Source organism: Microvenator marinus (genome assembly GCF_007993755.1).
GTDB classification, from domain to species: domain Bacteria; phylum Myxococcota_A; class Bradymonadia; order Bradymonadales; family Bradymonadaceae; genus Allomicrovenator; species Allomicrovenator marinus.
In genome coordinates this window covers 694,728-702,500 of the sequence record NZ_CP042467.1, presented here as the reverse complement: position 1 = coordinate 702,500, position 7,773 = coordinate 694,728, and the positions used below count along the sequence as shown (strand labels likewise).

Sequence of the window (7,773 nt, the reverse complement as noted above, 5' to 3'; positions counted from 1 at the left end):
GGGTAAGTTCCGTCCTGCACGAATGGCGTAACGACTTCCCCACTGTCTCAACCAGGGACTCAGTGAAATCGAATTGGCGGTGAAGATGCCGTCTACCTGCGGCAAGACGGAAAGACCCCGTGAACCTTTACTGTAGCTTGGCAGTGATATTCGGGCATATCTGTGTAGGATAGGTGGGAGGCTTTGAAGCCGGTACGCCAGTATCGGTGGAGCCAACCTTGAAATACCACCCTGATATGTCTGGATATCTAACCTGCGTCCGTGATCCGGACGAGGGACACTGCCTGGTGGGCAGTTTGACTGGGGCGGTCGCCTCCCAAAGAGTAACGGAGGCGCGCAAAGGTTCGCTCAGGCTGATTGGAAACCAGCCGAAGAGTGCAAAAGCATAAGCGAGCTTGACTGCGAGACCTACAAGTCGAGCAGGTGCGAAAGCAGGCTTTAGTGATCCGGTGGTTCCGAATGGAAGGGCCATCGCTCAACGGATAAAAGGTACTCCGGGGATAACAGGCTGATCTCCCCCAAGAGTTCACATCGACGGGGAGGTTTGGCACCTCGATGTCGGCTCATCGCATCCTGGGGCTGGAGTAGGTCCCAAGGGTTTGGCTGTTCGCCAATTAAAGCGGTACGCGAGCTGGGTTCAGAACGTCGTGAGACAGTTCGGTCCCTATCTGCCGTGGGCGTTAGAGAGTTGAGAGGAACTGCCCTTAGTACGAGAGGACCGGGGTGGACGTATCTCTAGTGTACCGGTTGTTTCGCCAGAAGCATTGCCGGGTAGCTACATACGGACAGGATAACCGCTGAAAGCATCTAAGCGGGAAGCCCCCCTCAAGATGAACTCTCTCTTTGTTTAAACAACTAGAAGGTCCGTCGAAGACGACGACGTGGATAGGTAGCAAGTGGACGCATGGCAACATGTGGAGCTGAGCTATACTAATCGACCGAGAGGCTTATTTTTCAATATGTCTCAAGACCATTGTCAGTTTTTCCTCGAGCACGTCGAAAGACTCGCTTAAGGAAGAAAAACAACGCCTTATTAAAATACAAGCTCACACTTCATCATCCCATTCACCGGTTAATGACCGGGAAAACTTTGGTTGGTAGCCATAGCGAGGAGGGTCCGCCCGATCCCATCCCGAACTCGGAAGCTAAGCTCCTCAGCGCCGATGATACTGCCACCGCGAGGTGGTGGGAAAGTAGGTCGTTGCCAACCATTTTTCTACAAACACAAAAACCCTGAGAGAAATCTCAGGGTTTTTGTGTTTCTTGGGACGCTGGAACACCGACAAGACTCTTCCGAGGTCGGCGTAGTCCTAAGACCCCCAGGAGAGCCAGGATATGTAGGGGGCCGACCGGCTCGCCACCCCGGGCCGAGCAACCAGGCACCAACCGCTTCCGGACGGCGGGTAGTTACATTCGACTCGATTGCAACGGTGTTCGCAGACGCCATCAAGCTCCCCTAACTTGCAGGGGTCCCCCAGTTTCTGGTCCTGTCTGCAATTCCGTGGCAAACAATCAATGTACTCACACTCCACGTTTCCGTTGTCATCTTCAATGCAGTTATTGTTGGAGACCCATCCACAGATTCCCTCAAACATTCCGTCAGTGCAAAGCTCTCCATCATCCTCGTTCTCGCAAACCGTCAAGATGTTCTGAGCACTGGCGTTATTAGAGGCTAGGAGAAGAATGAGAATAAGCAGTAGAGCTTTCGTTTTTCGTTCTTTCAAAATTGTTGCTCCGAAGTGTTCTGAGAGATTCCTCATTTACAAATTTAAAGCTCCCTCTTGGTTTCCTGTCGGTCACCCACGAGCATACGACTCTCGTGCCGGCTGCGCGCGTCTTTATAGAACTGGAGCAGGAATGCGTGCGGGTCAGTATGCCACTTTCCCTTGAAATGTATCTTGTTTGATATCCGCTGGGCCAATGGGGCATATGCAGTTTCGTCCCCATCACGCAGGATTTGTTCAAGGAGTTGAATCTCCTGAATTCCATAAATGTCCAGTTGATGTGTGGTGAAATCAAAGCGACGAGCTTTGACGTTTGCAGTCAAGTCGTTCATGAGGTTGAGCCTCGGCTCAAGGACTACCACCGTAGACGCGACAAAATCCCCCGCGCGTCGGCGTTTAGGATTGAAGAATGGTAAGATGGCGATAGTCACAAGCCATGTGAGTGCCAGGTAGCCGAAGAAGGGTGGGGCGCCGGGGAGGATCGCATCTGGGGACGCTATCACGATGAGGGGAATTAGAGTCTCCATCTCGCGTGAAAGGCTTCGCAGGAAGACGGCATTTCCCGTAAGCGGGCGGCCCTCCACGTCCACGACACGCACTCCCATCATTTCCTTCCCCCACGTCTGGCCGCGTCCATAGATTTCGAAGAGAGGGAAGTAGAACGTCCGAACAATGAAGCCCAGGGTAAGAAAAAGGGCGATGCCCCAACCGTCAGGAATGAAGATCAACGCTATAAGGCCTACGACCGTGAGTACGGCAATGATGATGGTATTATCAACGGCGTAGGCCGCGGCTCTTCGACCAATGCTGGCAACCTCGAAACGGATGTCGATGCCCTCTGGTGTGCGTACTTCATGGATCATTTGGCCTTCCTGCTCAGGTAGGCAACCCAGAAGAGGATACTCGAGGCTGCGAAAAGCCATCTGGCTTCTGGTTGGTGGACCATCTGACGGAAGAAGCCTTCGATGAGCGCAGCGACAAAGAACATCGCAACCGCCCCCAAGACAACGGGGCCGGCGATTGCCATGCTCTGTCGGATACTCTGTGACCGTTTGAGTTGCCCCGGCCATACGATGGCTCGTCCTAGAAGAAGGCCTGCAGCGCCACATAGGATGACGGCGAAGATCTCAGTGACGCCATGGGGCAGGATCCAGGCGATGAATTCGAGCGTCAATTCCTTGGATTGGTAGAGCGATACAAAGGCTCCAATAATGAGACCATTGTAGAGAAGTAGAATAAGTACGGGAACACCTGCCGCAATGCCTAGAGCGAAGCAGTTCATTCCAATCTTGGCGTTGTTGGAAAGGAGTTGGGCCGCAAAAGCCGCGAGTCCATCGGGCGGCGCAGAATCGTAGAGAATCGCGCGTAAATCCTCAGCTGAGGTGCTCGGGGAGCGACTTTGTGCATACGATTCGGGGACGAAGGAGTGAAAGTAGACGCTATCTCCGGACACGAGGTACCAGCCAATCAGAACCCCCAGAAAAAGCGCAAACCCGGAGAGCATCACATACCCGCGGAGAGCACGGACACTCGATGGAAACGTGGTGTTGATGAACTCTGAGCAAACTCCAATGGCACTCTGCCGGGGGCTATAGAGAACGACGTAGGCTCGAGTACTAAGACTTTCCAGATAGTTGAGGAGGTTCGAATCGAGCGAGATCGCTCGGGCGTGGTTAAGTGAACTTAGCGTGGCGCGGTAGAGGGTTGGGAGCTCGACAACTTCTTCTGGTTCCAGCTTCTTGAGTCCTCTTGAGCTGACTTTATGGAGCAAGCTCTCAAGCCGAGTCCAAGTGGCTTCGCGGGCTTTTCGAAAGCGTAGACTACGAGGATCGTGGTTCATAGTAGCTCCCGGCGGTGGATTTCCAGATAGGTGTTGATGAGCTCCACAGAGAGGTTTTCCGGCAGGGCATCCACCACAAAGACCCCCAGTCGTTGGAGTTCCTTAAAAACAAGTCGTCTTTCGGACTCCAATTCGAACGCGAGAGTCGTTTTTCCGACCTCCACAATGTCACGAGGAAGCGTTTCTTGGCTATTTTTGAGGAACGGGTCGCGTAGCGTCACAAAAACGATGAGGTGGCGTTTGGCGAGCCTTCCGAGGTTCTCTATCAGGAGCTCTGCGCCGATCGTATCGATGAATTCGGTTAGTACGATGATGACGGAGCGGCGTTTAACTTTGGTGCCGAGCTCAGTGATTGCGAGTGTATAATTGGCCTCATCGGCGGAGTAGGTGACGGGAGCGAGGTGTTTAGCCAGAAGTTGAGCGGAGCTGACACCTTTGAGCGGAGGTATGAAGGTTCGAACCTCGGAATCGAAGGTGAGCAATCCGACGTTATCACCGGCTCGAAGAGATACGTATCCAACCATAAGGCCCGCGTTTATGGCATGGTCAAGGCGGGTGTAGTCGTCAATCGGCTCGCTCATGAGACGGCCTGAGTCGATGGCGAGTATGACGTTATGGTTGCGCTCCACGCGGTGCTCGCGCCAGAGGAGGCTTCTGTGCTTGGCGCTGGCTTTCCAGTCGATGAACCGCGTATCGAGGCCTTGAACGTACCTTCTCAGAGCGTCGAACTCGGAGCCTTCGCCACGCTGGTTCTGGGTTTTCGCGCCAACTAAGAGGGTCGAGTGCGTGGCAAGGCGAATGGCCGCTCGTTGAACAGCTTTGGTGTTGGGCACGATATCGGCTTCTAGCGAGAAGTTTGTTGTCGTGATCTTCTCGAAGAGTCCGAGCGGCCCGGTCCATCGAATCCAAAGTTGACTCGAGTGAATGCGCCCCCGTGCGTGTGGGGAGAGCTCGATGTTTCCCAACAATTCTCCTGAAACCACTGCAGGTTCGGGAGGAAGAATAGGACCAGCGAAATCACCCGCAACCTCGATGGCTTTCCGCCTGTGTGGAGAGCGAAACACCACTTTGATGGGAATGGTCGCTTTTTCTCCAAGATAGAAGGTATGGCGAGGCTCTGCCTCTACATGAACTTCATCAAGTCTGGGTGAAAAGAAGATATCCGCAAGTAGCGCCGCTGCAATCGGCACGAGGGAGATGACCCATGGCCAAGGGCCCACGTTGAGAAACACTGACACAAGCGCAGGGAATATCGCGATGGCGATAATCAGAATCGATTTTTTGGTCGGTCTGATCATCGTGGCGCCGGTGTCCTTTCGAGAATCTGCGAGAGCGCAATTTTTGAAGTGACGCCTTCGATCTCGGCGCCGGGGCTCAGCGTCACTCGATGAGCGATGGCCGGTAGGAAGAGTTCTTGAATATCGTCCGGGATCACATAATCGCGGCCACGAAGGCAGGCCTGTGCACGAGCAGCGACTGCCAGCATGGTGGCCGCTCGTGGTGAGGCTCCGGTTAGGATTGCCGGGTTGGCTCGAGTGGCCCGCACCAGTTCAACCAAGTAATCGATAAGTTCAGGTGCGAGCTGAATACTCGAGACCAGGCGCCTCGCCGTTTGGATCGTTTCGAAAGAGATGAGTGGGGCTTCCAAGCCCAGCTCAACTTCCGAGTTGTTTCCGTGGGTTGCAACCAAAGTGTGCTCTTCATTTTGGCTGGGATAGCCCACTTCTACTCGAAAGAGGAAGCGGTCGAGTTGAGCTTCGGGCAGCGGATATGTGCCTTCGTGCTCGATTGGGTTCTGCGTGGCGACCACCATGAACCCGTCTCCGAGATCGTGGCGTTTGCCATCCAGAGTGACCTTTCGCTCTTGCATGGCCTCCAAGAGAGCAGATTGCGTCTTTGGTGGCGTGCGGTTGATTTCATCAGCGAGCAGCACCTGAGTGAAAATCGGGCCGCGAATCAGCTTGAATTGGCTTTGTTGAAAGTCGAAGAGATTCGAGCCCAGGACGTCTCCCGGCATCAGGTCGGGCGTGAATTGAATCCGTCCAAACTCAAGTCCGAGTGCCGCTGCAAAGGTCTTTGCGAGGTAGGTCTTTCCGACCCCGGGCACGCCTTCAAGCAAGACGTGGCCCTTGGAGATCAGGGCAATCAATAGCAAGTCAACACCGTGGGCTTGACCGATTACGTACCTTGAGATTTCGGAGCGGAGCGATTCCGCAATGGCTTGAAGTGCCTCTGGCGTCATGACGGGTTCCTGTGTTGGGCTTGAATGAGTTGGCTGCGCATTTGGAAGATGCTTCTCACGGTGCTTGTAATCTTTCGAGAAGGTCTGCTTGTTCTCAAATCACTAAGCGAATCTACACGTTCTTTGAGCGCGTGAATTTGCCAGTCGAGTCCTCGAGCATGGATGATCTTGTCCAAAGATTGGAGAACTTCGGCTTCATTGCCCGTGAGTTGAAAGTGGTTTTTGAGGTCAGAAATCATCATCTCCCAGTATCTCTTGAGGATAAGGCCTTGATGGCCTGAGTAGCTCAGGAGTTCGGACGTGTTTTGAATCAAGAGTGCCTTTCCTGGCTCCTGCGGGCCGAGTGGCGCGAGCCCTGGGCCGAATCGACCAAGCCCAGCCCAGCCAGCGAAAAGAAAGAGGATGAAGAAGTGTATCACGACCCAAACCAAAGGCGGCTCTGTTAAGAGCTCGCCCAGCGAGGGTCTTTGGATATGGCCGTGAACCGTCTCATCCACAAGAATCGTAGCGTTTGGTCCCGTGATGTTGTTGACAATCGAAAGCGCGAGTTCTTGAGCATCCTGAGAGTCGAGCATGTGATTGGCGATAATGTCCGGGTCCGAGAGGACCCAGATATGGTCACGATGGGTCAGGATTGCGGGACAAGGTCCGGTGGGTCGAAACCCATCGCTTGCGACGAACTGAGCGTCGAGAATTGTAACGTCACCACAATCTGTCGCTGCGGTTCGTGTGACCGTGGAATCCACTTGGAGGAGAGTTTCGACGGCATATTTGACATCCGTCGTCTCTTCGAGGCCTTGCCGAGCGATGTGTTTGTCTTCCAACGAAGCCGGCGAGCCCCAGCGTTTTGGTGCCACGAGGAGAGTCGGCTTACCCGATGCTAGAACTTGTCTCGCTTCGTCCGTACGCTCCGTGGTTTTGGGCTGAATATACGGTTCGGCAAGAATCACAAGGTCTACATTCTGCAGTTGGGTGGATGTCTGAAATTTGGACCTTTCTACGGTGTGGCCAGCGCGTTCTAGCGCCTCCAGAAAAACCGAATGCCCAAGTGCAGAGCGGCTGAACGAGTCATTGCCGAAAGAGTGGGGCGTCTTGAAATGATGGCCAATCAAGAACCAAAGTAACATAGTGAGAATGGAGATCGCTGAGAGGGCGATTAGCCCTGAAAAACCGTATTTTTTCAGAGCGTTCATAAGGACCTCAGGATTTGGTCTCGCCACTGACTGGCTTCTTCAAACATGCCTTCTTCAGCCTCTTTTGCAGCAAAGGTACAGAGTTCCGATACCAAGACGAGCTCGAAGAGTGGTGAGTTCCCATCTGGGGCAATAGATTTCGCAATTTCGCGCGGGGTAGCAGAGGGTTTGGAGATGATCGGGTGTTTTGGCTCAAGATGACGCAAGACTTCCAGAAGCAGTGCGTGAATGGCCAATGCGTAATCACCCGAATGAGCCAGTGAAAGTGCGTCCTTGTTCTTGGTTTTTGTGGCCAATTCATTGAGGAAAGTGTTTGTTTCACCCTCTTCTTCAGCCTCCTTGTTGCCAATGACTCGGCTGAGAACCCAGATCAAAATGCCCAGCACCAAGAGTCCCAGGAGCGACAAGAGGATGTACTTGACTAGCTGCCAATCAAACTCAGGAAACTCCACGTCATCGAAGAAGTCCAAGTCCTCGAGCCAAGACGGTGGAGTATCTGGGACGAATTCAGGTGGTCTCGGGCCCTTGATGCCGTTGGGGAGTGGCGGCGACTCGGGTGAGGTTTCATCGTCTGGATCCGAGGGCGAGCCTTCTACACTCCAATCTTCAACGTTGGCGCTCGGAGGTTTTGAGGACAACGGCAGTTCGCTCTGGGTATCGCTTGGGTACCAGGAAACCTCGGGCTCAGCAGCTCCAAGTATAGGTAATGATGTTAGAAACACCACCAGCGCGATGCGGACCATTCGTACTCCGAAAGAGCTCGCATCCTAGCGC

6 protein-coding genes and 2 rRNA genes (1 of these 8 cut by a window edge) are annotated in these 7,773 nt (G+C 53.7%); 2 read left to right on the top strand and 6 right to left on the bottom strand.

Annotated elements, in window-relative coordinates; genetic code table 11:
- Positions 1–955: ribosomal RNA gene (locus FRD01_RS02990) — 23S ribosomal RNA — on the top strand (it extends 2,070 nt beyond the left edge of the window).
- Between the two features lie 138 nt (positions 956–1,093).
- Positions 1,094–1,210, top strand: a 5S ribosomal RNA gene (gene rrf, locus FRD01_RS02985).
- A 558-nt stretch (positions 1,211–1,768) separates the two neighbouring features.
- Here the strand turns inward: rrf and FRD01_RS02975 are convergent.
- From FRD01_RS02975 to FRD01_RS02950, 6 genes are read right to left on the bottom strand one after another with little or no spacing between them, the layout of a single operon-like run.
- Complete coding sequence (locus tag FRD01_RS02975) at positions 1,769–2,587, bottom strand: RDD family protein (protein WP_249755955.1); 819 nt, start codon at positions 2,585–2,587, stop codon at positions 1,769–1,771.
- Positions 2,584–3,564: a stage II sporulation protein M gene (locus FRD01_RS02970; protein WP_146957505.1), complete on the bottom strand. Its 981-nt coding sequence runs from the start codon at positions 3,562–3,564 to the stop codon at positions 2,584–2,586. Before FRD01_RS02970 ends, FRD01_RS02975 begins: the two co-directional genes overlap by 4 nt.
- On the bottom strand, positions 3,561–4,862 hold the full coding sequence (locus FRD01_RS02965) for a DUF58 domain-containing protein (RefSeq protein WP_146957504.1): 1,302 nt from the start codon (positions 4,860–4,862) through the stop codon (positions 3,561–3,563). The genes FRD01_RS02970 and FRD01_RS02965 overlap by 4 nt, the downstream gene beginning before the upstream one ends.
- Entirely contained in the window at positions 4,859–5,806 is a 948-nt protein-coding gene (locus FRD01_RS02960) for an AAA family ATPase (RefSeq protein ID WP_146957502.1), read from the bottom strand. The genes FRD01_RS02965 and FRD01_RS02960 overlap by 4 nt, the downstream gene beginning before the upstream one ends.
- Positions 5,803–6,999 (bottom strand): DUF4350 domain-containing protein, encoded by a 1,197-nt coding sequence (locus FRD01_RS02955; protein WP_146957500.1) that lies wholly within the window; start codon positions 6,997–6,999, stop codon positions 5,803–5,805. Before FRD01_RS02955 ends, FRD01_RS02960 begins: the two co-directional genes overlap by 4 nt.
- On the bottom strand, positions 6,996–7,742 hold the full coding sequence (locus FRD01_RS02950) for a hypothetical protein (RefSeq protein ID WP_146957498.1): 747 nt from the start codon (positions 7,740–7,742) through the stop codon (positions 6,996–6,998). The genes FRD01_RS02955 and FRD01_RS02950 overlap by 4 nt, the downstream gene beginning before the upstream one ends.
- Between the last annotated feature and the right edge of the window lie 31 nt (positions 7,743–7,773).